We start from the raw sequence: 21,525 nt of genomic DNA, 5'->3' as shown, positions 1-21,525 counted from the left end.
CATACCTGGCAAGCGGATCGGGGCAAGCTGCAGATCAAATACGTCGCGCGACTCCCAAATCCCAAATCCCGGTCGGCCGGTGCCGGCCCAGAAACACCTAATGCCGCGTGCGCCGCCCAGGCGAACGCACGGCCGTCGCTTCCACCGCCAGGGTGAAGCCGCGTTCTTCGCCGCCCAGCATCGCGCCCACATCGACGACCTGGCGCCGGATCTCCTCGCCTTTGCCATTGCGCACGATCACCACCACCGTGTATTCCCACGGATCGCCATCGGCAGGGTGGCGAATGGTGCCATCGACCTTGAGCGGTACGATCGGCGCCGGCTGCGCGTGCTGCGCAGCCGCCGAGTCGAAGCGCAGGTGATGCTTGCAGGCCGGGCAGACGCTGGCGCTTTCCAGGATCGTGGCCTTGCAATGCGGGCAGCTGCGGGTAGCGCCGGGCGTGCCCGGGCGGGGTGCACTCATACGGCGTCGCTGTCGTCACCGCCGCTGGTGCCCGCAGCGCCACTGCCGCCACTGCCGTTGGTCTTGCTGCCACCGCCCGGCTTGGCAGCATCCTCACCCCAGCCGAAATCCGCCTGGCCGCGCATCCGCGCACCCGAGGCCACGGTGAGGTTGCCGGCCTTGACGTCGCCGACCAGCACGCCAGAGGTCTGCAACTCCACCTGCGCGGCCGATTCGATATTGCCTTCCAGCTCACCGGCAATGATGACCTTGTTGGCGCGCACGCCGCCGTTGAGCTTGGCGCCGCGTTCGATGGTGAGGTCTCCTTTGACGTTGACATCGCCCTTGAAGCGGCCGGCCAGACGGACATGGCCGGCGCCCTCGATCTTGCCCTCGATGCTGATGTCGGCGGCGATCAGCGATTCCTTGGCCTCGCTCTGCCGTGGCGAGAGCGTGGCGGTGGGCGTCACGCTGGGCGTGGCGGTGGCCGGCACGGGCGGGGCCGGGCTGGCGTCTGCGGCGAACAGCCGTCCGTCGACGGCCGGAACCTCGGGTGCAGGGGGGACGCCGTCTTTCTTGTTGGGACCTTGATCGCGCCACATCGACATCGGATTGCCTCGCTTCGGGGGTCGAAGCCGACTATCGCCGCGTCAATCGATCTTTTTTGTGACAGCGCGCGCAATCCAGGATCGACGCGGTGCGTGCTCAATCCAGCGCGGGCATTCCGGCGCCATGGCGCTCGACCCGATTGCGTCCCCGATGCTTGGCCGTATACAGCGCGGCATCGGCCTTCTGGATCAGGCTGGCGCCCAGTTCGCCATCGGCCGGGAAGCTGGCCACGCCGATGGAGGCGGTCACCCGCGGCAACGCATGCTGGCCGTCGCTGACCGCCAGCGCCGCGATATGGCCGCGAATCTGCTCGGCCACGCGCATGGCCTCGTCGCCATCGGCCTCGGGCAGGATCACGGTGAATTCCTCGCCACCGTAGCGGCAGGCCACGTCCTCGGCACGCAGGCGGGTCAGCAGCAATTCGCCCACCGCAGCCAGCAGCAGGTCGCCGCCGGCATGTCCCTGGCTGTCGTTGAATTGCTTGAAATGGTCGACATCCAGCATCAGTACCGATAGCGGTAGCCCGCGTCGCGCGCAGCGCGCCAGCTCATGGCTGAGCGATTCTTCCAGGTAGCGTCGGTTGTACAGCCCGGTCAGCGCATCGCGGATCGATTGCCGGCGCAGCGACTCGCGCAAGCGCAGATTGCTCAACGCCAGCGACAGCTGCTCGGCCGCCGCCTCGGCAATTTCCAGCCGCGCCATCGGCCCCGGGCCAGGCGAGGACAGGAACAGGAAGCCGAGTTGGGTGCCCTGCGCCGACATCGGCAGGCACGCGGTGCTGACGGGCAGGCCGGTGTCGGGCATTTCGATATGCGCGCACACTGCATCCCGGCGCAGGTCGTCGACGAGATGCGGCTGGCCGCGGCGCAAGGCCCAGCATTCTTCCGGCAACAGGTGCGGGGCGCTTCGTACCAGCGGTTCGCCCCAGTGGCTGATCGCCTCGGCACGGTCCTGCGATGCGCGCAGCAGATACACGCTTCCGGCAACGCCGGGCAACAGGCTGGCCAGGGTGCGGCTGGTGACCACCAATGCTTCCTCTGCACTGATGCAGCTCTGCAGCAGCCCGGTATAGCGGCTGAGCAGGCTGATCGGCGGTACTGCGTTGCAGCGCGCCCACGCTATCGCTCAGCTCGCGATTGGCCTGCGCAGCCAGGCGCTCGGCCTGCGCCCGATGGCGTAATTCGCGCATCAGCAAGGCATACACCGCGCCGACCACCACCAGCCCGAACGGAATGCCGGCCAATGCCAGTACCAGCAGCAAGGTGGCGCTCTGCCGGCTGCTTTCGGCGCGTTGTGCCAGCAGTTCCTGTTCGCGCTGCACCATCGTCAGCGCCTGCTCGCGGATGGCGCTGGTGGTCCGGAACGCGGTCTGCCGGATGCTCGCCCGTGCCGGCTCCAGGCCGCCCTGCGCGTAGACATCCAGTACCCGCTGGATCTGCTGCAGCCGCGTCTGCACCAGAGCCTGCAACCGATCCAGATGCTGCTCCTGCGCGGGGTTGTCGACGATCAGCCGGCGCAGGTTGGCGAGCAGGATCGGCAGGCGCTCGACGCTGCTCTGGTAATCCAGCAGGTAGGCGTCGTTGCCGGTCAGCAGGAAGCCGCGCTGCGCCGATTCGGCATCCAGCAACCGTGCCTGGATTTCGTCGACCCGGCCGATCACCTCATGCGTATGCGACACCAGGGCCGCATCGGCCAGCGAGCGACGTGCACCGACAAAGATGCCAACGCCGATGGCGATAAAGATCAGCGCAGAAAAAGCCAGCGCCAGCTGGTTGCGGCGGCGCGATGTAAAGGAAGAAGGCATAGCCGAATGCTAGCGTGCCAGCTTCGACAACACGAGAGCGATCCTGGCCGGAGACGTGCGCGCCGGCACGAAATGGCCGGCGCGCAAATGAAGTGAGGCAAGGTGATGGGAGTGGCTGGAGCCTTGTTGGCGAGCGTCAATTGCGCTCAGTGCTGGGGATGCTCGGCGTCGTGCTTGTCGGCATTGTGCTCGGCCTTATTGGCCATCTCGCGGGTCTTGTCGGCAGTGGCGTCGGCGGCATTGGCGGTGGCGCGGCTGGCGTCGGCGGCCAGTTCACGTGCGGCGACGCGTGCATCGGCAGTGGCGGCCTTGGCTTCCACGGCGGCGCGGTCGGCGGCCTGTTCGGTCGCGGCGGCAGCGTGCTTGGCGGCCGAGGCAGCGTCGCGGCGTGCCTGCTCGGCGTCAGGGCCCTGGCAGGCAGCAAGAGTGAGGGCAGCGATGGCGCTCAACGACAGCATGCGGATCGTCTTCATGGGTGGTCCTGTTCCTGTTCCGGTAGTGGAGAGCGGAGCTTAGGCAGGGGCCGATGCAGCCTGCGTCAAGGTGCAGCCTGCTACCCAATGCCGGGCAGGCAGGAGAGTTGGTGGCGATGCAGTGACGCATCCCTGGCGATCAGCAGAGGATTCGCGTGGACGACAGGCAAAGAAAAAGCCGCTGGAAACCAGCGGCTTTCTCCGAACGCGCTTAAAGCGAAGAAGTGATTACTTCTTGGCTTCTTCAGCGGTGTCCTTGGCAGCTTCGGCGGTGTTTTCAGCCGTCTTGGCAGCATCGGCAGCCTGCTCAGCAGCAGCGTCGGTCGCGGCGCCGGAAGCAGCCTGGGCAGCGTCAGCAGCGGTGTCGGCCGAAGCAGCGGCGGTGGTGGCAGCAGCCTGAGCGGCGTCAGCCGACTGCGAGCCCGAGGCAGCAGCCTGGTCGGCAGCGGTCTGGGCGTCGGCAGCAGCTTCGTTAGCCGAAGCAGCTGCGTCCTGAGCCTGTTCCGGCTTCGAGCAAGCGGTCAGGGCCAGGCCCAGAGCCATTGCGATCAGCAGCTTGTTGATGGTCATTGTTTCAATCCTCGTCGTTAGATTAGGCAACGCGCTATTGCGCGCCCCCGACATGATGACGGCCACAAGACGGGTGTCAAGCGCACGCGCATTCAGTTTTGCAAAATCGCCGTTAAAGGCTGTTAAATCAATTCGATAGCGATAGCGGTCGCTTCGCCGCCGCCGATGCACAGCGTCGCGATCCCGCGCTTGCCTCCGCGCGTGCGCAACGCATTCACCAATGTCACCACCAATCGCGCACCGGACGCACCGATCGGATGACCCAGCGCGCAGGCACCGCCATGCACGTTGACCTTGTCGTGCGAAATCCCCAGCTCCTTGATCGGCGCCATCGCCACCACGGCAAAGGCTTCATTGATTTCGAACAGGTCCACCTGGTCCAGTTGCCAGCCGATCTTGCCGAGCAGCGACTGGAGGGCCGCTACCGGCGCGGTGGTGAACCACTCGGGCGCCTGCGAGTGGGTGACATGGTCGACGATGCGTGCCAGCGCGGTCACGCCGCGACGTTTCGCGTCGTCGGCACTCATCAGCACGGTGATCGCCGCGCCGTCGGAAATGCTCGACGAACTGGCTGCGGTCACGGTGCCGTCTTTCTTGAAGGCCGGCTTCAGGGTCGGGATCTTGGCCACGTCGGATTTGCCGGGCTGCTCATCGCGATCGACGATGACCTCGCCCTTGCGCGTGGCCACGATGACCGGAACGATTTCATCGGCGAACGCGCCGCTGCGCTGGGCAGCCTGCGCGCGTTCGACCGAGGCGATCGCGAACGCATCCTGGTCGGCGCGGCTGAAACCGAACTTCTCGGCAGCGGCCTCGCCGAACACGCCCATGGCCTGGCCGTCGTACGGGTTGGTCAGGCCGTCCCAGGCCATGTGGTCGACGGCCTGGAAATTGCCGTAGCGGTTACCGGTGCGCGAATGGGGCAGCAGATGCGGTGCGTTGCTCATCGACTCCATGCCGCCGGCGACCACGATGCTGGCCGAGCCGGCCTTGATCAGGTCGTGGCCGAACATGATCGCCTTCATGCCCGAGCCGCATACCTTGTTGATGGTGGTGGCGCCGGTCGAGGTCGGAATACCGGCCGCGATGGCGGCCTGCCGTGCCGGCGCCTGGCCGAGATTGGCCGGCAGCACGCAGCCAACGATGACCTCGGAGACATCGGCCGGGGCGACCCCCGACTGCGCCAGCGCGCCTTCGATCGCGGCAGCGGCGAGCGCAGGTGCCGGCACTGCGTTGAATTGGCCGAGGAACGAACCGATGGCGGTGCGTTTTGCAGCAACAATGACGATGTCGGACATGAGTGGATACCGTTTAAAGTGAAACGATTATCTGCCTCATGGCCGGATCGCGCCAGCGCACGCCGCGCTGGAGCAAGTGCATGGCATACCGTATAAGAAGTGATAATCGGGCCCGGGGTTGGGTCCGTTCCATGGAATGGGGTCGGGGAGAGCAACACAATGAAGAAGATAGATGTCGCCAGAACTGTCCTGGCTTCGGCGCTAGCCGTGGCGTTGACTGCGTGCGGCGGTGGCGGGGGTGGTGGCGCAGGTGGTGTCCGTCCAACGCCGCCGGCCGCTCCGCCGCCGACATCGCCTCCGCCTCCACCGCCTCCTACATCTCCGCCGCCGCCGCCCATTTCACCGCCGCCGCCGGAACCTGCAATCGATGCGCACCTGGTGCTGACCAACGCCCGTGCAGCACAGGCACTGGGCTTCTCTGGCGCCGGTTACCGCATCGGCGTGATCGATACCGGGATCAACGTCAATCACCCGTCCCTGCAGGGACGGGTGAGCAGTAGCTTTATCTATGTTGATCCGCGCACCAATAACGTCGCAGTGGGCGACGTGCAAGGACATGGCACGGTAGTGGCCGAGCTCGCAGCTGGTCGCGCGGCCAGTCAGTGGCCCGGTGGCATTGCCCCGGATGCGGGCTTGGTGTCGGCGCGCATCATCAACGACCAGTCACCACCCGACGATGGTAGTGGCGACGGCAATCAGGTCGATGGTCCGCTTGGACTGGAGCCTGTGCACTCCGACCTGATCGGTGCCGGCGTGCGCATCATGAATAACTCCTGGGGCGGTCTGTACTGGAACGACGTATCGGTCACCAATCAGATCGCGCAGGAATACCGTTCTTTCGTCATCAACAACGATGGCCTGGTGGTATTTGCCGCAGCCAACGAGTCGCGTGCGCAGCCTTCCGACACTGCAGCACTTCCCAGTCAGCCGGGCCCCAACGGCACGTTGCCGGCGGCGGACCTGGAGCGTGGCTGGCTGGTCGTCGGTGCGCTGGATACCGCCAATCCCACGCAGCTGGCGTCCTACTCCAATGCCTGCGGCGTGGCGATGCACTATTGCTTGGTAGCGCCGGGGACGTCGATGTTCATCGACCCCGATGCCACCGCCAGCAACATCCGTTATTTCTATGGCAGCGGTACCTCGTTTGCCGCACCGCTGGTCTCCGGTGCAGCGGCGCTGGTATGGCAGGCATTTCCGTATTTCAACAATGATCTGGTGCGCCAGACGCTGCTGGGAACGGCCACCGATCTGGGCGTCGCAGGCGTCGATCCGGTGTTCGGCTACGGGCTGCTCAACGTGGGCAAGGCGGTACTGGGGCCGGCGCGGTTCGACTGGGGCATGGTGGACGTCAACGTGAACACCTTGCGTTCGACCTGGGCCAACGACATCAGTGGCACCGGTGGCCTGACCAAGCGCGGAACCGGCACGCTGGTCTTGGGCAGCACGGCCAATACCTTCACCGGCGATACCCAGGTACTTGGCGGCACCTTGCAGACCGCCAGCCTGCAGAGTGCACGGGTGGGTATTGCCAATGGGGCGAGCCTGATCGGCGCCGGCAGAATCGGCGGGCGGGTCGACAATGCCGGCACGCTGCAGGTCAACAGCGCAGTGCTCTCGGTCGATGGGAACTACACCCAGGACGGTAACGGGCGCCTGGCGCTCAACGTAGGCGACCGCTTGAACGTAAGCGGCACCGCGACCATCGCCGGCGACCTGCAATTGCTTGGCCGGCGCAGCTACGTCGCCAACACCACCACCTATCCGGTATTGCAGGCGACCAACGGCTTGCAGGGCACGTTTGCGACGACCAGCGGCGGGCCGGCAGTGACCTTCCTCGACGCCACGGTGACCTACGACGCCAATACTGCGTTCGTGTCGCTGCAGCGCATGGATGTCACCGCGGTCGCTACCTCGCTTGGTGCGGTGGGGACGGCGTCGATAGAGTCTGCCGTTCGGGTGGAGCAGGCGTTCCAGAAGGTAGACGCGCAACAGCTGCAAGGCAGTGGCGCGATCAGCGGCAGCTTCATTCGTGCCGCGGCGGCGTTGCAGCAGGCCCCCGATGCCAAGGCGGCAGCGGACTCGCTACGCAGCCTGTCCGGGCGTGCGCATGCGGCATCGGCGGCAATGACCTTCGACACCATCGATCTGGGGCGGCGTGCGCTGGCGTCGCATTTCGATCGCCTGTCGCAGCAGCCGCGGTTGCTCGGTACCTGGCAACGCGCGCTGGGTGGTCCGGGCGAGGGCGGGGTGACCACCGCCGGATTCGCCACCTCCGGCTGGATGATGGGCAGCGACCTGCGCCTGGCATCTGGCGCAGTCACCGGCTTTGCGTTCGGTGAAACGCGCTCCAACAGCCTGGGCGATCTGGACGGTGCACGTGGCCGCGATCGTCAGGTGCAGGCACAGCTGTACTGGGGGACCACGCTGGGCTCGGCCTATACGCTCGGGCAGCTGGGGTTTGGCAACGTCAATCGGCAGATCGAACGGAACCTGCAGTTGGGCGAAGACCGCAGTAGCGCCTTCAGCGATTACAGCGGCAGTTATCTCAGCAGCAACCTGGAAGCCGGCTACCGCTGGGGACATGCGGCCGCCTCGCTGACCCCATACATGGGGCTGGACTATGTGCGCCTGCGTAGCGAAGGCTTCCGCGAAAGCGGTGGCGACGGCTTCGGTCTGCGTGCCGATGCGAATACGTCATCGCGCACCCAGGTGCTGGCAGGCATGCGGTCGGCATACCGTTGGCGTGGCCTGCAGTTGGGCGGGTATGCCGAATGGCAGCAGGCGCTGAGCAGCCAGGGCCTGATGCTGGATGCCAGCTTCATCGGTGTGGATGCCTGGGCACCGTTGCGCGGCATGCAGCCGGCGCGTTCGGGCGGGCTGTTCGGAATCGCCGCGTCCGCGCCACTGGGGCAGCAGAGCCAGCTGCGTTTCGGTTACGACCAGCGGGTGGGCGAGCGTGGCGACGACCGCGCGCTGAGCCTGAAGTACAGCGCCGATTTCTGATCGGCGTGCATGACGCCCGGGCGCAATGCCCGGGCGTGGCGGCCACAGCGGCAATCACGTACGGCGCTGCTGGTTGCGCCCGATCTATTGTTCACAGTCACTCGCCGCGTAGTTTGTGCAGGAAGCGCGGTGCAGTACGGCCCAGCGGCAGCTTGAGTTTGCTGATTGCCTTGATGCGGGTTTCGGCAATCTGATCGGCCGCCACCTGCGGCGAAACGTCCCGCTGCGCCGACAGGTCGAAGACCTTTTCCAGATTGTGGTAAATGCTGCGGATCAGGCGCATGGCGCGTTCGCGGTTGTAGCCGTCGATTTCCAGCGACACATTCATCACCCCGCCGGCATTGACCACGTAATCGGGCGCATACAGGATGCCGCGCCGGTGCAGTTCCTCGCCGACGGCGGCGCTGGCGAGCTGATTATTGGCGGTACCGCAGATGATCCTGGCCTTGAGTTGCGGCAGGGTCTGTTCGTTGATGGCCCCCTCCAGCGCGCAGGGAGCGAAGACGTCGGCCGCTACCTGATGGATCTCGTCCGGGCGCACGGCCTCGGCGCCGTATTCGGCGACCGCGCGGTCCACCAGCGCCTGATTCAGATCGGCTACATACAGTTTCGCGCCGCGTTCCTTGAGCAGCTTCACCAATTCCATGCCGATGTGGCCCAGGCCCTGGATCGCGATGCTGGCCTTGCCCACTTCCTCATGGCCGAGCTTGCGATTGAGCGAGGCCATCAGTGCCTGCAGCGCGCCATAGGCAGTGAAGGGAGCAGGGTCGCCGGAGCCGCGGTGCACCTGGTGTACGCCGGTGACGTACTCGCTTTCCAGGTAGATCTGCTCCATGTCGTTGACGTCGGTGCCGACATCTTCGGAGGTGATGTAGCGCCCGCCCAAGGTGTCCACGAATCGGCCGAATGCGCGGAACAGCGCCTCGCTCTTGTCGGTCTTGGGGTCGCCGATGATCACCGCCTTGCCGCCACCGACGTTCAGGCCGGCCAGGGCGTTCTTGTAGGTCATGGTGCGGCTGAGGCGCAGCGCATCGTCCAGCGCCGCCTCGCTGTTGGGGTAGGGACGCATGCGCACGCCGCCCAGAGCGGGCCCGAGCCGCGTGCTGTGCAAGGCAATGATGGCCTTGAGACCGGCATCGCGGTTGTGACAGAAGATCACCTGCTCGTGGCCGGTGGTGTCGAGGGTTTCGAAAAGCATCGAAGGCTCCGCGGGGCTGCGTGATGTGCCTTCCCTGAGGCCGGGTCTGCACCCGTGCAATGGGAAACAAAAAACGCGACGTTTGCAGATCCAATCCGGTCACGTCGCGCTGCAACATTTTAAACCACGTCCACAGGGGGTTGTGTATGAATCTGTTCACCGATCCCGATAGCGCCGCTGCCGAAACCACAGGGTCCCCAGCCACTTGCTTCCGGCCGTGACCGGCAGCCCGGCGTGGAGCGAATCCGGATCGGGGCGGCCGTCGGGGTGGAGATTATCGAAACACACCACGGAGCCGGCACGCGGCTGTACGCGGAGACCTGCGATCGGGAATTCGGTCTGGCCACCTGCTTCGACTGCATTGAGGTAGACGCAGACAGTACGCAGACGATTGCCGGCAGCGGGGCGGTCGGCCGCCACCCTGCCTGCCGGCAGGTAGTCACGATGTGCGCGATAGTGCTCGCCGGGTGCATAGCACAGCACCGAGAGCGGTTCGGCGTGGGTCAGTGGCAGTCGCGCGCATGCGGCGAGCCGTGCCTGGGCCGCAAGGGCCGCAAAGTCTTCCAGAACCGGATCCAGTGTGGCGCCGCGGCTGGTGCGGACCGGTGTGTGGTGCGTGCGTGCATCATTGGGGTCTACCACCTGGGAGGCGCGTAGATGCGGGCGCGCCAGCAGGATCAGCAACCGGCATTCGTCGGCGGACAGCACGGCCGAATATTCCTCGATCAGCGGCCCCTGGCGGCGCCGCGTCGGCAGGCCGTGCGGCGTGAAGCGTACGCTGCTGGCCTCGCTGGCCTCGGCGGCCTCGGGAGGCGCAACGTCGAGATCGGGAAGGGCGGTAATGCCCAGCGGCCGCAGCTGCTGCAGTAGATGGGCGGCAGCGTCCGGCTGACGAGGCACACCTTCGCCGCGTCGCAGGCGCTCGGCAAGCAGGACCGCCGCGGGCACGTCCCCGACCGATGCGGCGTGTTCCAGCAGGCCGACGCAGCGCTGTTGCTGGCGCGGATCATTGATCCGGCCGTGCTGGATCGCCAACGCGCGCAGGGCCGGGGGATAGCCGGCCGCCGCCGCCGCGTGCAGGCGCGCAAGCCCCTTTGCTTCCAGCTCCACTGGGTTGCTGCCGACTGCCAGCGTCGCCAACAGGTAACCCGCTGCCGCCGCGCCGCCGCGTTCGGCATCTTGCCAATGCGTTTGGGCCTGCTCGACATCCACCGTGCAGCCGATGCCGTACGCCAGCAGGCGGCCGGCCTCGATTTGCGCAGTGGCATCGCCAGTGGCTGCACTGCGCAAATACCAGGCAAGGGACTCTTCTGCCTGACCGCTGCGTATCAGTGCCTGTGCCAGGGCATTCATGGCCGCAGGTTGTCGGCTTTGTGCGGCAAGCAGAAGGCTGTCGAGTGAGGATGCATGCATGAGTGCATCCTAAGCCCTGGCCCTGTCCTGCGCGATCAGTTGCCTGCTTGCAGTGCCAGATGGGTCAGGTACAACCGCAGATCGAATTCCAGCTGGTGGTAATCCGGGCGCATGTGGTGACACAGTTGGTAGAAGGCCTTGTTGTGATCGGCCTCTTTCAGGTGCGCCAGCTCGTGGGCCACGATCATGTGCAGGAAGGGTTCGGGCGCGTCGCGAAACACCGAGGCAATGCGGATCTCGCGGCTGGCCTTGAGCCGGCCGCCGTGGACGCGCGAGATTGCGGTATGCGTGCCCAGTGCGTGCTTCACCACCTGCAGGTGGTTGTCGTAGACGGCTTTGTGCAAGGTCGGGGAGGAACGCAGGTAACGCTCTTTCATGGCCTTGACGTAGTCATACAGGTGGCGATCGGTGCGAATGGAGTGCCGCTCCGGATAGCGACGTGCCAGTACCGCGGCAAGCTTGTCCTGCGCAATCAATTCGCGCACCTGATCCAGGACAGCGGGTGGGTAACCGGTGAGGTAGCGAAGAGTGTCCATGGCGATCGGATGCGGCGAGAGCCGCATGATCGCCGATGCGGGCAGGACTGGCGACTGTTCCGATGGGATGCTCGCCAGCAGTGAATCTCAAACGATGGCGGGAATGTGGATGTTGTGGAGGCCGCGGTGACGGCCGCAAAAACCGTTGTGAAGTGGCAGGCGGGCGGCTCTTACGCGGAGCGTTTTCCGTCAGCGGAGTGCAGAGATCAACAGCGGGCGCTATCGAACCAGTGTAGGGCGACAGCACGGCTTCAGTGGTGTGGCTACGTGCCTGCGGGCTGGCACTGCCGCGTCAGACCGGGGTGATGGACGTGTGCCAGCGTGTGTCATGCGTATTCACGAATGCGGCACATCCGGGTGGGTAGCGTGCAGCGCATGTGTTGCGGCGACGTGCCGCAAACACACGATTGAATGATTGCACTGTGTCGAACTAGGAGACAACAACATGATTAAGTGGGCCATTATCTTCGCCATCATCGGGCTGATTGCCGGTGCGCTTGGATTTGGTGGAATGGCAGGCGCCGCGATGGGCATTGCCAAGTTCCTGTTCTTGGCCGGCATCATCATTGCCATCGTGCTGTTCGTGCTGGGCATGACGATCGCCAAGAAGGTGACCTGAGGCGGCTCGCAGATTCTTGCGAAGGCATCTGTCAACGAGTGCCATGCAGCCAAAAAGAGCGGCCATTGGCCGCTCTTCTTTTATACGTGATTTTCCGGCTGCGGTGCTGCAGTCGGCCGCAACCATAGTCGACAGCCGCAGACTGCCGTTCTGACCTGCCGTCAGACGCCGGTGTTGTCGGCCGTGGTATGCAGCGCGATATTGAGCTGGTCGATGGTCACGATCCAGTCGGCATCGTCGAGGCGTTCTTCACGCAGCAACTGCGCCTGCGCCGGCGTCCAGAACGGCGCCTCTTCCAGCCGCATCTCGCCCGGCAGCGGCGAATGTTCGGCGATGAAATTGCGAATACTTGCCTCGTCTGACGGAAGGCCAAGTTGGGCGAACAATTCCGAGAACGGGTGAACGGGGGATTCCATTGCAACTCCTTTGTAGGTGCAGACGATCAGATGTTAGAGCACGCCGGTTGAGGGCACTGTGCACAGCCGGCTTGGATTTGCCTGCGGCGATGACCATATCGACAGCTTGACCAGCGAAGGGTGAAACCACCATGGCAACCGGATGGGCGGGTGATGGAGCGGTGCAGGACCAGATCGATGCCACCGTCGAGGATGCAATCAAGCGCGCGCGGAGCCAGTTGCACCAGGGGCCGAGCCTGACGCACTGCGAGGACTGCGACGCACCGATCCCGGAGGCGCGTCGCAGGGCCGTGCCGGGCGTGCACCTGTGCGTGGCCTGCCAGGAAATGCATGATCAGGAGCTCGGCGTGCAGGGCGGTTTCAACCGCCGTGGCAGCAAGGACAGTCAGCTGCGCTGACCGGGCCGGTGACCCCGGCGTGGGCGTGCGACACGGCGCCGATCACGCGGCGCGCCAACTCGCAAGGCGCGTTTGCCGCGTGAGCTACTGCGCCCTTAGCTTGCGTTGAAGCCGCTGCTCTCGCGCCAACGACGCGTCGTGCGCTGGAAGAACAGGCTGTTGGGTACCTGCAGCACGCTGCCGGCATGGTCGCCGGTTTCTTCCAGCGTCGTGTAGATCACGTTGATATCGATCACGCGTCCCTTCAGGCCCGGCTTGTCGCCCCCTTCGAGCAATTCGATATGGTCGTGCAGCCGGAATGGGCGGGTGGTGATGATCAGGAATGTGCAGAAGATATTGGACAGCACACTCCACGCAGCGAAGAACGCGACCGCGCCGACCGCTGCAAAGCTGGTGAAGGCCGTCCATAGCACGGCGGTCGAGACCCCAAGCACGTGCAGCGCAATCAGGACCGCACTGAGCGAAATGACGAAGCTACCGACGCGACGAATACCAATCGTGATCTCGGCCGGCACGCTGTAATGCGCGCAGATGCGTCGCAGCAGCTGGCGCAGCAATAACCGGGTCAGCGCTGCGGCCGCGAGGATCATGACGATCTTGATCGTTGGCACCGCCACCGCCAGCCATTCCGGATTCCAGTGCGGCAACAGACTGCGGATCATGGCGGGCAAGGCATCGGACGCGGACATCACTTAATGGGACAGCGGGACAGGGGCCCATTGTAACGTGCGACTTCCGCCCACCAGGAGCAGAGGTTAAATGCGCGCGCATCCAGCCAGGCAAGATGCCCGACGCTATCGGCCTATGTAAGGCGTTGCGATGCGTGGCCAATGCTTTCCAGCTGACCTCGCAATTCGGTGCTGTGTGCGTATCGATCCAGGCCCATGCGAAAGGCATTCGCCGGCAATCTGTGTGCCGCGTGCGTCAATCACGGCGCGTTCGCCGTGCACAGTGTTGATGCGCGCCCTGGCTGCACTGCCTGGCTGCACTGCGGCCAGGGCGGCGATCACGCCGCGATGCATGCGGCTGCAACGGATTGTGAGGCCAGTCTTGCGGTTCAATGCGGATGGCGCAGGCCAGGGGCAGCCAGCCTGACCAGGCGCTGCCAGGTCTGCTCGACGGAACGGACCGGCATCCATCCAGCTGGGCCCTCCACGCTGATGCAGAAGGGCTGCGGCCACGCTGTGCGCTGCAGGCACAGTTCGGCCCGGGTAGGTGTCAGTGTGAGCTGTACCGCGTCCAGCGGCAGCGCGGATGTGCAGTGGCTGGGGGAGCACAAGGCCAGAATCAGGCCGAGCAGGTGCGACATGACGATCTCCAGCGTGGACCAGGCGCTGCCGGCACGGAGGGAGCAGGCGGCGTACGGCACAGGCGCGCCGTTGCAGACTTGGATGCGCCAACCGCCGAAAAGGTTTAGAGCGCAATCTGCATTGCGCTCCAGCGGGCGCGGCGGGGCGGGCACGCGATCGATGCAACGCCAGTCCAATCCTGCAGCGGCACGCTGCACCTCAGACGCGGGTGCAAGAAAATCTGCCGAGGTTTAAACCTTTGCGCCGTCAGGCGCATCCAACTGGCTATGCTAGACACCTCCGTGCCCATCGACCGACCACCGCCCGGCGCCACCTCCGCCGACCGCGACGACGCGGCGTTGGCGCATGCGGCGGCGGCAGGAGAGCGTGCGGCTTACGAGGCGATCTACCGCCGGCATTCGCCGCGGTTGTATGCGCTGGTCTGGCGCCTGTGTGGCGGTCACGCCGCGCGCGCCGACGACGTGTTGCAGGAGACCTTCATCGCCGCGTGGAAGGCTCTGCCGCAGTTCCGTTTCCATAGCGCGCTGGGTACCTGGCTGCACCGCCTGGCCGTCAATACCGCGCTGATGGAATTGCGTGCGCACGCGGCCTCCGGCCACCCTGTCGTGGACGATGCCGACGGCGAGATTCTGGCAGCGGTGCCCGACGCTGCGCGGTGCCAGTCGACCCGGATGGACCTTGAACGGGCGCTGGAAACTCTGCCGCCACGCGCCCGTGCAGTGCTGGTGCTGCACGATATCGAAGGCTGGAAACACCAGGAGATTGCCGACCAGCTACAGATGGCGGTCGGCAGTTCCAAGGCACAACTGCATCGTGCGCGTGGCCTGCTGCGCGCGCGGTTGGGAGAACCCGCATGACCCCTGAGTCGCATGACCACGACGGGGCCGCGGACGCTGCATTGCGCGCGCGCCTGCAGGCCTTGCCGCAGCAGCGCCTGCCACCTGCGCAGGTGTGGGAACGCATCGCCCCCGCGTTGGGGCTGCAGCCCGGCGCCGCTGCGCTGCGGCAGCAGCGCAGGCGGGTGTGGGCAATACCGGCGCTCGGCGTGGCCCTGGCCGCAGCGGTGGCCTTGATCGCAGTCGTGCCCGGCATCCATCGGTCTGCGCCACCGCCCGCACAGCCGGCGCTGGTGCTGCAGGCGCAGGCGATGGCTGGGCAATACCAGCAGGCCATGGCGGAATTTCCGCTGCAGCAGGTACCGGCAGAGCTGCGGCCCGCGCTGGACGCGCTGGATCACAGCGCCCGCAGCATTCATGCCGCCATCGTGCAGAGCCCGCGTTCGGTCTTTTTGTTGTCGCAGCTGCAGCGTACCTACGCCAAGCGGCTGCAGTTGACCCGTCTCGCCTCGCAAGGCGAGGCGTCCTTTCCGAGTTGAGGAGCATGCCCATGCGCTACGCCACCGTTTCCCTGCTGCTGTTGGCCGCGTTCTGCGCTGCGCCTGCGGCAGCGCAGAACGCCGTGAATCAGAGTCATCCGCTGGCGCGCGGAGGGCGCGTGGAACTGGAAAACATTGCCGGCAAGATCCGCGTGCGCGGCTGGGACCGCGACGAAGTGTCGCTGACCGGGACCCTGGGCGAGGGCCAGCGGCTGGATGTGGACGCAAGCTCGAACCGGCTGCAGTTCGAGGTGATCTACCCGCGCAATAGCCGCAACGGCCAGGGCGCGCAGCTGGAGTTGCGCGTGCCGCGCGGTGCCTTGTTGCAGGTGGATGCGGTCAGTGCGTCGGTCGATGTGGATCAGGTCGACCTGGCGACGCTGCAGCTCAAGTCCGTCAGTGGCGATGTGGTCGCCAGCGGGCGCGCCAAGGAAACGCACCTGGAAACGGTCAGCGGGCAGCTGCGCAGCACGGTGAACAGTACGCGGGTGACCTTGGGGACGGTCAGCGGGGAGATCGACGCGCAGGCGGGCGCCAGCGGCGTGGTGTCGGTCGAATCGGTGTCCGGTCAGATCCGGATCGGTGCCGGCCAGGTGTCGCAGCTGCGCTCGGAAAGCGTGTCGGGCGCGACCGCATTGACAGTGGCCGGGCTGGCGCCGGGCGGCAGCATTTCTGCAGAAAGCGTCAGCGGCACGATCGCGCTGGGGGTGCCGCGCAACGTGTCGGCAGCGCTGGACGTGGACGTGTTCAGCGGCGCCATCCGCTCGGTGGTCGGCAAGGTCGAACGCCCCGAGTACGGCCCCGGCAAGCGCCTGCGCACCACGCTGGGGGGCGGCAATGGCGACGTCAAGCTGGAGTCGCACTCGGGCTCGGTGCGCATCGACTACACCAACTGAGCCGCGGCAACCGGGGCTGCAAAACAAACGTGCCACCTTGCGATGGCACGTCGGTGAAACACTTCAAGGCAACCCTTGCAGGCCACTGCCGGTCTGCTCGCCGCACGGCGGGGCAGACGGCAGCGGCGTGCCGCTCAGCCGATCTTGTCGCCATCGTTGCGCGCGGGGCCGAAGTTGGTGGTGAGCACTTCGATCCGGCCGCCGGTCTTGCGGAACGCGGCAATGTCGGCAGCGATGCGCTCACGACTGAGCGGCTGCGACTTGCCTTCGCTGCGAGCGATGCTGGGCTGGGATTTCTGCTTGGTCGCGGGACGTGCCATGTGGCCTCCTGTAGCGGGGAAGTGCAATGACACCGCATGCGGCAAGGGTGGCGCGCGCGTGAAGCGGTGTCGAGAAGTGCGATCGCGTTCGGTGCGCAGTCGCGGCGGCACGGCAGGCGTGCCTTGCATGCATGACGGCGGGGCGTCAGGCAGCAACCGTGCATTATACGAGCTGATTAACGACTTTTGTTAACCGCCCGATGGACGGGCGCCGCCTGCCGCAGCCCAGGCCAGGCCTTGCACGACCCCGAACGACGGATCGCCCTGCACCATGCGCGATTCCGGGAAAGCGGCCGCCACCGCGTCGCGCAGATAGCCGGCGCGCGACATGCCGCCGGTCAGGAACAGGGTTGCCGGCGCTGCCGCCATGTCGGCGCGGACCTGCGCCAGCAGCGCTTCCAGCTCGCGCAGATAGCTGGAGGCGGACGCAACCAATGCATCGGCCTGCACGTCCACCTGCAGGCCGCGTTCGATGAAATCCAGTGCCGTGTGGTGCTGGTCGGTTTCGCTGAGCGCAATCTTGCAGGCTTCCACGTTGCGATACAGGCGCGCGGTATTGCCGGTGTCCTGCAGCGCCTTCAGGCGCGTATCGAACGGGGCCGGGGCGTCCTGGTAGTTGTGCAGGCGGAATTCGCGCTGGCGCGTCATGTCCTGCACCATCGCCGCTTCCACGTAATGGTGCGCCGGTACGCGAGTGGTGCCGCGGCCGAACAGCGGCATGTAGCTGGCAAGGCTGAGCGCCAGATCGATATCGGTCCCGCCGCGCGCGACGCCCCAGGCGCGATGCACCTGCGGCGCAGTGCTGCCACCGACGCTGGCATGCGCGATATCGGTGGTGCCGCCACCGATATCGACCACCACGGTCTCGTGCCGGCTGTCGTGGCTGACGTGGTAATGCATGGCCGCTGCAGCGGGTTCTTCGAGAAACTCCACGCTGTCGAAGCCGGCGGCGATGGCGGCGGTCTGCAGGATATCCAGCGCCTGTGCATTGCCTGCATCACCGATCGAACTGCGGAACTGCACCGGACGACCGAGCACGGCCTCGCGGATATTGATGTCGAACTGACGCGAGGCGGTGAGACGGATATGTTCCAGCACGTGCGTGGCGATGCCGGTAATGGTCTGGCGCGCACGCGGATGCAGGTTGTAGCCCAGCATCGACTTGGGGCTCTGCACCAGATTGCCTTCGCCCTCGAGAAAGTAGGCGTCCAGCGCCTCGTCGCCGTAGACCGCGTTCTGCAGCAGTGCCGCCGAACTCCGCGGCTCGCGCACCTGCTGCTCCATCCACTGGCGGCGCACGATACGCAGCGCATCGCGCCGCAGGCTGTCGGGAGTGGAGGAGCGCCCGGCAGCGGTGGCGTCGCGACGCGCGGAATCGATCAGGCGCTCCATCTCGTATTCCAGCGCCGGTGTCAGGCTGAAATCCTCCGGGTCGCGCATGATCTCGGGAAAGTACACCGTGGTGCGGAACTGCAAGGCCTCGCCGAAGCGCACCGGCTCCACCTGGCCGTCGACGATTGCCGCAGCGGCGGAGTTGCTGGTACCGAAGTCGATGCCGAGTTTCATGCGCAGCTGCCTGGGAACGGGCCGCGCACTTTACTACGGTGGCCGCTTCTGCAGTCCAGGCCGGAGTGTCTGGACGACGTTCCCAGACGAAGTAGAGTCAGCCCTGCCATATGCCGAAGGCACATGGCTGTTGGCCTCAGGCGGCGACATCGTCGACGTGGCCCTGGTACAATTCGTCGGTGGTGGCTTCGCGCACCTGCACCACTTCCACTGCGAAATGCAGGGTCTGCCCAGCGAGCGGGTGGTTGCCGTCCACGGTGACCTGCTCGGGGCCGACCTCGGTCACGGTGACCAGTACGGGACCCTGCTGGGTCCGTGCCTCGAACTGCACGCCTGGCACCACGTCCACATCGGTCGGGAAGGCGTCGCGCGGCACATGCTGGATCAGTTGCTCATGGCGTGGACCATAGCCTTGTTCCGGAGCGACATCGGCAGTGAGGGTGTCGCCGGCTTGCCTGCCGTCCAGCGCCTGCTCCAGGCCGGAAACGATATTGCCGGCACCATGCAGATAGCTCAGCGGCGTGTCCGGCGTGGAACGGTCCAGCACCTGGCCGCTGTCGTCGGAAAGGGTGTAATGAATGGTCGCAACGCGACCCTGGCTGATTTCCATTGGAAACCTCCATGAGGGGGGCGAGGGGAGTGCACCGGCTGATTCACGATGCGAACAGATGCCGCAGGCACACCGTAGGCAATCGGGCTGCATCATGCAACCGCTGCCGGAGCGGCTATTGGGCCGAGGATCAGCTTGGTGGAAACGCGCATGTCGGTTGCACTGCCGGATGACGCTGCGCATATGCGGTACACGCAAGACCTATCGGCCGTACCGGTGTGAGTGGTCATCGGGCATGGCGTAGCGTGCCGGCTGCGATCAGGCGCGCTGGTGTGACGCGATGCCACGCCCACCGCAGGCAGCGTGCATCCTGCAGAAACGCGCTAAGCGCGCCTGTCAGTTTGGCATGGCATGTGTGTCGATCGCGCTCAGTCGGTCTGCGCGCCACGTTCGATCTGGGTGCGCCGCGCCCGCCAGGTTTCCGGAGTCTGCGGCTTGACGAACAGGGCGGTGATCTCCGGATGCTGGCGCTTGGCCGCCGCTTCGATACGCCCGACGCAGGCTTCGATGTCCGGCGTGCTGCGGGTGTCTTCGAACTCGGCACTCAGCGCGGCCACGACCTGGTTGGGACCCATCTGCATGGTCAGCACGCCATTGGCGGCGCGGACGTCCGGGTCGCTGGCGGCAATGCGCAACAGCGACGCGCTGACATGCGCATGCGCGGGTTCGCCGATCAGCAAGCCCTTGGTTTCCCGCGCCAGCAGGAAAGCGGTAAAGGCGAGCACGCCGGCAATGCCGATCGAGGCAATGCCGTCGAGCTCCGGCATGTCCAGTAGCTGCGCCCCGGCCAGACCGAGCAGGGCCATGAACAAGCCGATCAGCGCGGCGCTGTCTTCCAGCAGCACGGTGAAGGTGCTGGGGTCCTTGCTGTTGCGAAACGCCTCGAAGTAGCCCATGCGGCCCTTCTTGGCGCGGAACTCGCGCAACGCCACCACCCAGGAAATGCCCTCGAACACGATGGACACGCCGAGCACGCAGTAGGCGATCAGGTGGCTCTTGGCAGGCTCGGGATGGCGCAGATGCACGATGCCTTCGTACAGCGATATGCCGGCGCCCATCGCAAACACCAGCAGCGCCACGATGAAGCTCCAGAAATACAGCTCGCGCCCGTAGCCGAACGGATGGGTAGGCGTGGGCGCGCGCGCCGCACGACGCAGGCCATACAGCAGCACTTCGTTGACGGTGTCCACCAGCGAATGCACGCCCTCGCTGAGCATGGCCGAGCTGCCGGAGATGCCGGCCGCGATGAACTTGGCCACCGCAATGGCCAGGTTGCCGGCCAGGGCGACGTAGACCACCAGATGCGAACCCTTGGTGTGATCCGGCCCGGCGTTCGCATCTGCGGCCTTGGCGGCGTCGCCGTTCTGCCCGGCAGCGGGCACATCGATGCGCGGCGATGCGGCAGCAGGTGTGGAAGGGGCTGAGCGTTTGGACACGGGCGGCCTGCAGTGGTCGGCAAGCGCTGCACTATCGCGCTGCAGCCGTGCCCGCTACGTGATCGCAGCGCCGGCAGCTACAATCCACGCCCGTTTCGATCAAGGACTCGCATGTCTACCGTTCCCGCCTGCCCGCAATGCGGCCAGGACAACACCTATGCCGACGGCGCGCTGTCGGTCTGCGCAGACTGCGGTTTCGAGTGGAGCGCGGGGGAGCCTGCCGCACACGCCACCGTGGTACGCGACAGCAACGGCAATGTGCTGCAGGCCGGCGATACGGTGACGGTGATCAAGGATCTCAAGGTCAAGGGCTCGTCGATTCCGCTCAAGCAGGGCACGGTGATCCGCAATATCCGCCTGGTCGAAGACGATGCCGAGCATGTCGAAGGCAACTCGGAAAAGATCAAGGGCCTGGTGCTGAAGACCTGCTTCCTGCGTAAGGCATGACCGCTTGCTGGCGGCGTGCTGGCTGGCAGTTGCGCATGTGCGGTGCCTGATCGGTACTGCATGCGCGCTGCGGCCTCTGTGCACCCGGTTGATGGCGGCGTGCAGTGAGCTGCGTCGCGGTGAGCCGCACCGGCGCGGCGAGCGGCAACCAGCACGTGCCGCAAGATCGGGTTCCATGCGCAACGCGCCAGGCCCACCCAGCCGAGCCCACACGCCGATATCTGGAGCAGCTACAACACTACGGCGCTCACCGTCAGGCGGGCGCTGCCGGAGCCCGGTGCCGCATGTAGCACCCGTACACTCCGGCTCCGCGCCGTCCGCCACCTGACGGCAACTCGCTACGGTTTGATAGCCGCGCTTAGTCGCGCGGATACACCGCTGCCACCAGGCAGCTCTGGCGCATGCGTCAGAGCCGGCCGCCACGTGTCGTGCCCAGGTGTCCTTCGTGGCCGGCACCGGCGTTTGCGCCGGCAATGCCGATCTCGTCCAGCACGTCGACCTTGTCGCCGGGATTGCCGCAGATCGCGTTCAAGCCCATGCCGGACACGAAGCGAATCGGCGGGGCGCCGCTCAGTTCGTTGCAGCTGTCCATCAGTTCCACCCGGTAATGGCGATGCGTGCCGGGATGGCGCGGGGAGACTTCCACCACCAGCCCCTGTGCGTCTTCCGATCATGCACGCAACATGCTGGGACCTGATTAGCCCTGACCATCAGCCGCCTGTCGCAGGATCTGCGCCGCGCTGGGTGGATGCTGCTGTCACCTGAAGCCAACGAGGTGGCGTGATG

At 65.8% G+C, this 21,525-nt stretch carries 23 protein-coding genes, 1 other RNA gene and 1 pseudogene; 8 read left to right on the top strand and 17 right to left on the bottom strand.

Annotated elements, in window-relative coordinates; all coding sequences use genetic code 11:
- Window positions 1-97: 97 nt before the first annotated feature.
- The 6 genes and pseudogenes from XCSCFBP4642_RS0122295 to XCSCFBP4642_RS0122270 form a co-directional block, all read right to left on the bottom strand.
- Entirely contained in the window at window positions 98-463 is a 366-nt protein-coding gene (locus tag XCSCFBP4642_RS0122295) for a hypothetical protein (protein WP_029221723.1), read from the bottom strand.
- Window positions 460-1,050: a bactofilin family protein gene (locus XCSCFBP4642_RS0122290; RefSeq protein WP_029221722.1), complete on the bottom strand. Its 591-nt coding sequence runs from the start codon at window positions 1,048-1,050 to the stop codon at window positions 460-462. The genes XCSCFBP4642_RS0122295 and XCSCFBP4642_RS0122290 overlap by 4 nt, the downstream gene beginning before the upstream one ends.
- Before the next feature lie 97 nt (window positions 1,051-1,147).
- Window positions 1,148-2,855, bottom strand: a pseudogene (locus XCSCFBP4642_RS25605) (diguanylate cyclase).
- A gap of 146 nt (window positions 2,856-3,001) precedes the next feature.
- The gene (locus tag XCSCFBP4642_RS0122280) at window positions 3,002-3,328 is read right to left on the bottom strand and encodes an XAC1346 family secretion chaperone (protein WP_029221721.1); all 327 of its coding nucleotides are present in this window, start codon (window positions 3,326-3,328) and stop codon (window positions 3,002-3,004) included.
- A 228-nt stretch (window positions 3,329-3,556) separates the two neighbouring features.
- Window positions 3,557-3,898: a hypothetical protein gene (locus XCSCFBP4642_RS0122275; RefSeq protein WP_029221720.1), complete on the bottom strand. Its 342-nt coding sequence runs from the start codon at window positions 3,896-3,898 to the stop codon at window positions 3,557-3,559.
- Window positions 3,899-4,020: 122 nt separating this feature from the next.
- Window positions 4,021-5,196, bottom strand: a complete 1,176-nt coding sequence (locus XCSCFBP4642_RS0122270) for a thiolase family protein (protein ID WP_029221719.1) — start codon at window positions 5,194-5,196, stop codon at window positions 4,021-4,023.
- A gap of 159 nt (window positions 5,197-5,355) precedes the next feature.
- On the opposite strand from XCSCFBP4642_RS0122270, the gene XCSCFBP4642_RS0122265 reads away from it, so the two are divergent.
- Window positions 5,356-8,199, top strand: a complete 2,844-nt coding sequence (locus XCSCFBP4642_RS0122265) for an autotransporter serine protease (RefSeq protein WP_029221718.1) — start codon at window positions 5,356-5,358, stop codon at window positions 8,197-8,199.
- A 97-nt stretch (window positions 8,200-8,296) separates the two neighbouring features.
- Here the strand turns inward: XCSCFBP4642_RS0122265 and XCSCFBP4642_RS0122260 are convergent, their stop codons facing one another.
- From XCSCFBP4642_RS0122260 to XCSCFBP4642_RS0122250, 3 genes are all read right to left on the bottom strand, one after another.
- Window positions 8,297-9,397, bottom strand: a complete 1,101-nt coding sequence (locus XCSCFBP4642_RS0122260; RefSeq protein ID WP_029221717.1) for a Glu/Leu/Phe/Val dehydrogenase dimerization domain-containing protein — start codon at window positions 9,395-9,397, stop codon at window positions 8,297-8,299.
- A 156-nt stretch (window positions 9,398-9,553) separates the two neighbouring features.
- Window positions 9,554-10,810: a 2OG-Fe(II) oxygenase gene (locus XCSCFBP4642_RS28985; protein WP_029221716.1), complete on the bottom strand. Its 1,257-nt coding sequence runs from the start codon at window positions 10,808-10,810 to the stop codon at window positions 9,554-9,556.
- Window positions 10,811-10,845: 35 nt separating this feature from the next.
- Entirely contained in the window at window positions 10,846-11,373 is a 528-nt protein-coding gene (locus XCSCFBP4642_RS0122250; protein ID WP_029221715.1) for a M48 metallopeptidase family protein, read from the bottom strand.
- Between the two features lie 418 nt (window positions 11,374-11,791).
- Here XCSCFBP4642_RS0122250 and XCSCFBP4642_RS27860 point away from each other — a divergent pair, with 418 nt between their 5' ends.
- Complete coding sequence (locus tag XCSCFBP4642_RS27860) at window positions 11,792-11,965, top strand: DUF1328 domain-containing protein (RefSeq protein ID WP_029221714.1); 174 nt, start codon at window positions 11,792-11,794, stop codon at window positions 11,963-11,965.
- A 161-nt stretch (window positions 11,966-12,126) separates the two neighbouring features.
- Here XCSCFBP4642_RS27860 and XCSCFBP4642_RS0122235 read toward each other — a convergent pair whose 3' ends face one another.
- Window positions 12,127-12,381: a DUF2789 domain-containing protein gene (locus tag XCSCFBP4642_RS0122235; protein WP_029221713.1), complete on the bottom strand. Its 255-nt coding sequence runs from the start codon at window positions 12,379-12,381 to the stop codon at window positions 12,127-12,129.
- Between the two features lie 131 nt (window positions 12,382-12,512).
- Between XCSCFBP4642_RS0122235 and XCSCFBP4642_RS0122230 the strand changes: the two genes are divergently transcribed.
- Complete coding sequence (locus tag XCSCFBP4642_RS0122230; RefSeq protein WP_029221712.1) at window positions 12,513-12,779, top strand: DksA/TraR family C4-type zinc finger protein; 267 nt, start codon at window positions 12,513-12,515, stop codon at window positions 12,777-12,779.
- Window positions 12,780-12,874: 95 nt separating this feature from the next.
- Here XCSCFBP4642_RS0122230 and XCSCFBP4642_RS0122225 read toward each other — a convergent pair whose 3' ends face one another.
- Window positions 12,875-13,468: a mechanosensitive ion channel domain-containing protein gene (locus tag XCSCFBP4642_RS0122225; protein ID WP_029221711.1), complete on the bottom strand. Its 594-nt coding sequence runs from the start codon at window positions 13,466-13,468 to the stop codon at window positions 12,875-12,877.
- A gap of 368 nt (window positions 13,469-13,836) precedes the next feature.
- Entirely contained in the window at window positions 13,837-14,088 is a 252-nt protein-coding gene (locus XCSCFBP4642_RS25600; RefSeq protein ID WP_228325692.1) for a hypothetical protein, read from the bottom strand.
- 267 nt (window positions 14,089-14,355) lie between these two features.
- Between XCSCFBP4642_RS25600 and XCSCFBP4642_RS0122215 the strand changes: the two genes are divergently transcribed.
- From XCSCFBP4642_RS0122215 to XCSCFBP4642_RS0122205, 3 genes are read left to right on the top strand one after another with little or no spacing between them, the layout of a single operon-like run.
- On the top strand, window positions 14,356-14,946 hold the full coding sequence (locus tag XCSCFBP4642_RS0122215) for an RNA polymerase sigma factor (protein WP_029221709.1): 591 nt from the start codon (window positions 14,356-14,358) through the stop codon (window positions 14,944-14,946).
- Complete coding sequence (locus XCSCFBP4642_RS0122210) at window positions 14,943-15,464, top strand: hypothetical protein (protein WP_029221708.1); 522 nt, start codon at window positions 14,943-14,945, stop codon at window positions 15,462-15,464. Before XCSCFBP4642_RS0122215 ends, XCSCFBP4642_RS0122210 begins: the two co-directional genes overlap by 4 nt.
- An 11-nt stretch (window positions 15,465-15,475) precedes the next feature.
- Complete coding sequence (locus XCSCFBP4642_RS0122205; protein WP_029221707.1) at window positions 15,476-16,360, top strand: DUF4097 family beta strand repeat-containing protein; 885 nt, start codon at window positions 15,476-15,478, stop codon at window positions 16,358-16,360.
- A 134-nt stretch (window positions 16,361-16,494) separates the two neighbouring features.
- Here XCSCFBP4642_RS0122205 and XCSCFBP4642_RS0122200 read toward each other — a convergent pair whose 3' ends face one another.
- From XCSCFBP4642_RS0122200 to XCSCFBP4642_RS0122185, 4 genes are all read right to left on the bottom strand, one after another.
- Window positions 16,495-16,680 (bottom strand): hypothetical protein, encoded by a 186-nt coding sequence (locus XCSCFBP4642_RS0122200; RefSeq protein ID WP_029221706.1) that lies wholly within the window; start codon window positions 16,678-16,680, stop codon window positions 16,495-16,497.
- A 189-nt stretch (window positions 16,681-16,869) separates the two neighbouring features.
- Window positions 16,870-18,246: an Hsp70 family protein gene (locus XCSCFBP4642_RS0122195; protein WP_029221705.1), complete on the bottom strand. Its 1,377-nt coding sequence runs from the start codon at window positions 18,244-18,246 to the stop codon at window positions 16,870-16,872.
- 136 nt (window positions 18,247-18,382) lie between these two features.
- Window positions 18,383-18,856, bottom strand: coding sequence for an FKBP-type peptidyl-prolyl cis-trans isomerase (locus XCSCFBP4642_RS0122190; RefSeq protein ID WP_029221704.1), 474 nt, complete (start codon window positions 18,854-18,856; stop codon window positions 18,383-18,385).
- Window positions 18,857-19,224: 368 nt separating this feature from the next.
- On the bottom strand, window positions 19,225-20,292 hold the full coding sequence (locus XCSCFBP4642_RS0122185; protein WP_029221703.1) for a cation diffusion facilitator family transporter: 1,068 nt from the start codon (window positions 20,290-20,292) through the stop codon (window positions 19,225-19,227).
- 111 nt (window positions 20,293-20,403) lie between these two features.
- Here XCSCFBP4642_RS0122185 and XCSCFBP4642_RS0122180 point away from each other — a divergent pair, with 111 nt between their 5' ends.
- The gene (locus XCSCFBP4642_RS0122180; protein ID WP_029221702.1) at window positions 20,404-20,739 is read left to right on the top strand and encodes a zinc ribbon domain-containing protein YjdM; all 336 of its coding nucleotides are present in this window, start codon (window positions 20,404-20,406) and stop codon (window positions 20,737-20,739) included.
- A 284-nt stretch (window positions 20,740-21,023) separates the two neighbouring features.
- Window positions 21,024-21,093, top strand: a non-coding RNA gene (locus tag XCSCFBP4642_RS27855) — sX9 sRNA.
- A gap of 52 nt (window positions 21,094-21,145) precedes the next feature.
- Here the strand turns inward: XCSCFBP4642_RS27855 and XCSCFBP4642_RS25595 are convergent.
- The gene (locus tag XCSCFBP4642_RS25595) at window positions 21,146-21,334 is read right to left on the bottom strand and encodes a hypothetical protein (RefSeq protein ID WP_053329650.1); all 189 of its coding nucleotides are present in this window, start codon (window positions 21,332-21,334) and stop codon (window positions 21,146-21,148) included.
- Window positions 21,335-21,525 lie beyond the last annotated feature (191 nt).

Source organism: Xanthomonas cassavae CFBP 4642 (assembly GCF_000454545.1).
GTDB lineage: Bacteria > Pseudomonadota > Gammaproteobacteria > Xanthomonadales > Xanthomonadaceae > Xanthomonas > Xanthomonas cassavae.
The sequence above is the reverse complement of the archived record's forward strand: the minus strand, read 5'-3'. Positions and strand labels throughout refer to the sequence as shown.

Excerpts from the sequence above, each read along its gene's own strand:
- XCSCFBP4642_RS0122295 (WP_029221723.1), bottom strand. The coding sequence starts at position 463 with ATGAGTGCACCCCGCCCGGGCACGCCCGGCGCTACCCGCAGCTGCCCG.
- XCSCFBP4642_RS0122290 (WP_029221722.1), bottom strand. The coding sequence starts at position 1,050 with ATGTCGATGTGGCGCGATCAAGGTCCCAACAAGAAAGACGGCGTCCCC.
- XCSCFBP4642_RS0122280 (WP_029221721.1), bottom strand. The coding sequence starts at position 3,328 with ATGAAGACGATCCGCATGCTGTCGTTGAGCGCCATCGCTGCCCTCACT.
- XCSCFBP4642_RS0122275 (WP_029221720.1), bottom strand. The coding sequence starts at position 3,898 with ATGACCATCAACAAGCTGCTGATCGCAATGGCTCTGGGCCTGGCCCTG.
- XCSCFBP4642_RS0122270 (WP_029221719.1), bottom strand. The coding sequence starts at position 5,196 with ATGTCCGACATCGTCATTGTTGCTGCAAAACGCACCGCCATCGGTTCG.
- XCSCFBP4642_RS0122265 (WP_029221718.1), top strand. The coding sequence starts at position 5,356 with ATGAAGAAGATAGATGTCGCCAGAACTGTCCTGGCTTCGGCGCTAGCC.
- XCSCFBP4642_RS0122260 (WP_029221717.1), bottom strand. The coding sequence starts at position 9,397 with ATGCTTTTCGAAACCCTCGACACCACCGGCCACGAGCAGGTGATCTTC.
- XCSCFBP4642_RS28985 (WP_029221716.1), bottom strand. The coding sequence starts at position 10,810 with ATGCATGCATCCTCACTCGACAGCCTTCTGCTTGCCGCACAAAGCCGA.
- XCSCFBP4642_RS0122250 (WP_029221715.1), bottom strand. The coding sequence starts at position 11,373 with ATGCGGCTCTCGCCGCATCCGATCGCCATGGACACTCTTCGCTACCTC.
- XCSCFBP4642_RS27860 (WP_029221714.1), top strand. The coding sequence starts at position 11,792 with ATGATTAAGTGGGCCATTATCTTCGCCATCATCGGGCTGATTGCCGGT.
- XCSCFBP4642_RS0122235 (WP_029221713.1), bottom strand. The coding sequence starts at position 12,381 with ATGGAATCCCCCGTTCACCCGTTCTCGGAATTGTTCGCCCAACTTGGC.
- XCSCFBP4642_RS0122230 (WP_029221712.1), top strand. The coding sequence starts at position 12,513 with ATGGCAACCGGATGGGCGGGTGATGGAGCGGTGCAGGACCAGATCGAT.
- XCSCFBP4642_RS0122225 (WP_029221711.1), bottom strand. The coding sequence starts at position 13,468 with ATGTCCGCGTCCGATGCCTTGCCCGCCATGATCCGCAGTCTGTTGCCG.
- XCSCFBP4642_RS25600 (WP_228325692.1), bottom strand. The coding sequence starts at position 14,088 with ATGTCGCACCTGCTCGGCCTGATTCTGGCCTTGTGCTCCCCCAGCCAC.
- XCSCFBP4642_RS0122215 (WP_029221709.1), top strand. The coding sequence starts at position 14,356 with ATGCTAGACACCTCCGTGCCCATCGACCGACCACCGCCCGGCGCCACC.
- XCSCFBP4642_RS0122210 (WP_029221708.1), top strand. The coding sequence starts at position 14,943 with ATGACCCCTGAGTCGCATGACCACGACGGGGCCGCGGACGCTGCATTG.
- XCSCFBP4642_RS0122205 (WP_029221707.1), top strand. The coding sequence starts at position 15,476 with ATGCGCTACGCCACCGTTTCCCTGCTGCTGTTGGCCGCGTTCTGCGCT.
- XCSCFBP4642_RS0122200 (WP_029221706.1), bottom strand. The coding sequence starts at position 16,680 with ATGGCACGTCCCGCGACCAAGCAGAAATCCCAGCCCAGCATCGCTCGC.
- XCSCFBP4642_RS0122195 (WP_029221705.1), bottom strand. The coding sequence starts at position 18,246 with ATGAAACTCGGCATCGACTTCGGTACCAGCAACTCCGCCGCTGCGGCA.
- XCSCFBP4642_RS0122190 (WP_029221704.1), bottom strand. The coding sequence starts at position 18,856 with ATGGAAATCAGCCAGGGTCGCGTTGCGACCATTCATTACACCCTTTCC.
- XCSCFBP4642_RS0122180 (WP_029221702.1), top strand. The coding sequence starts at position 20,404 with ATGTCTACCGTTCCCGCCTGCCCGCAATGCGGCCAGGACAACACCTAT.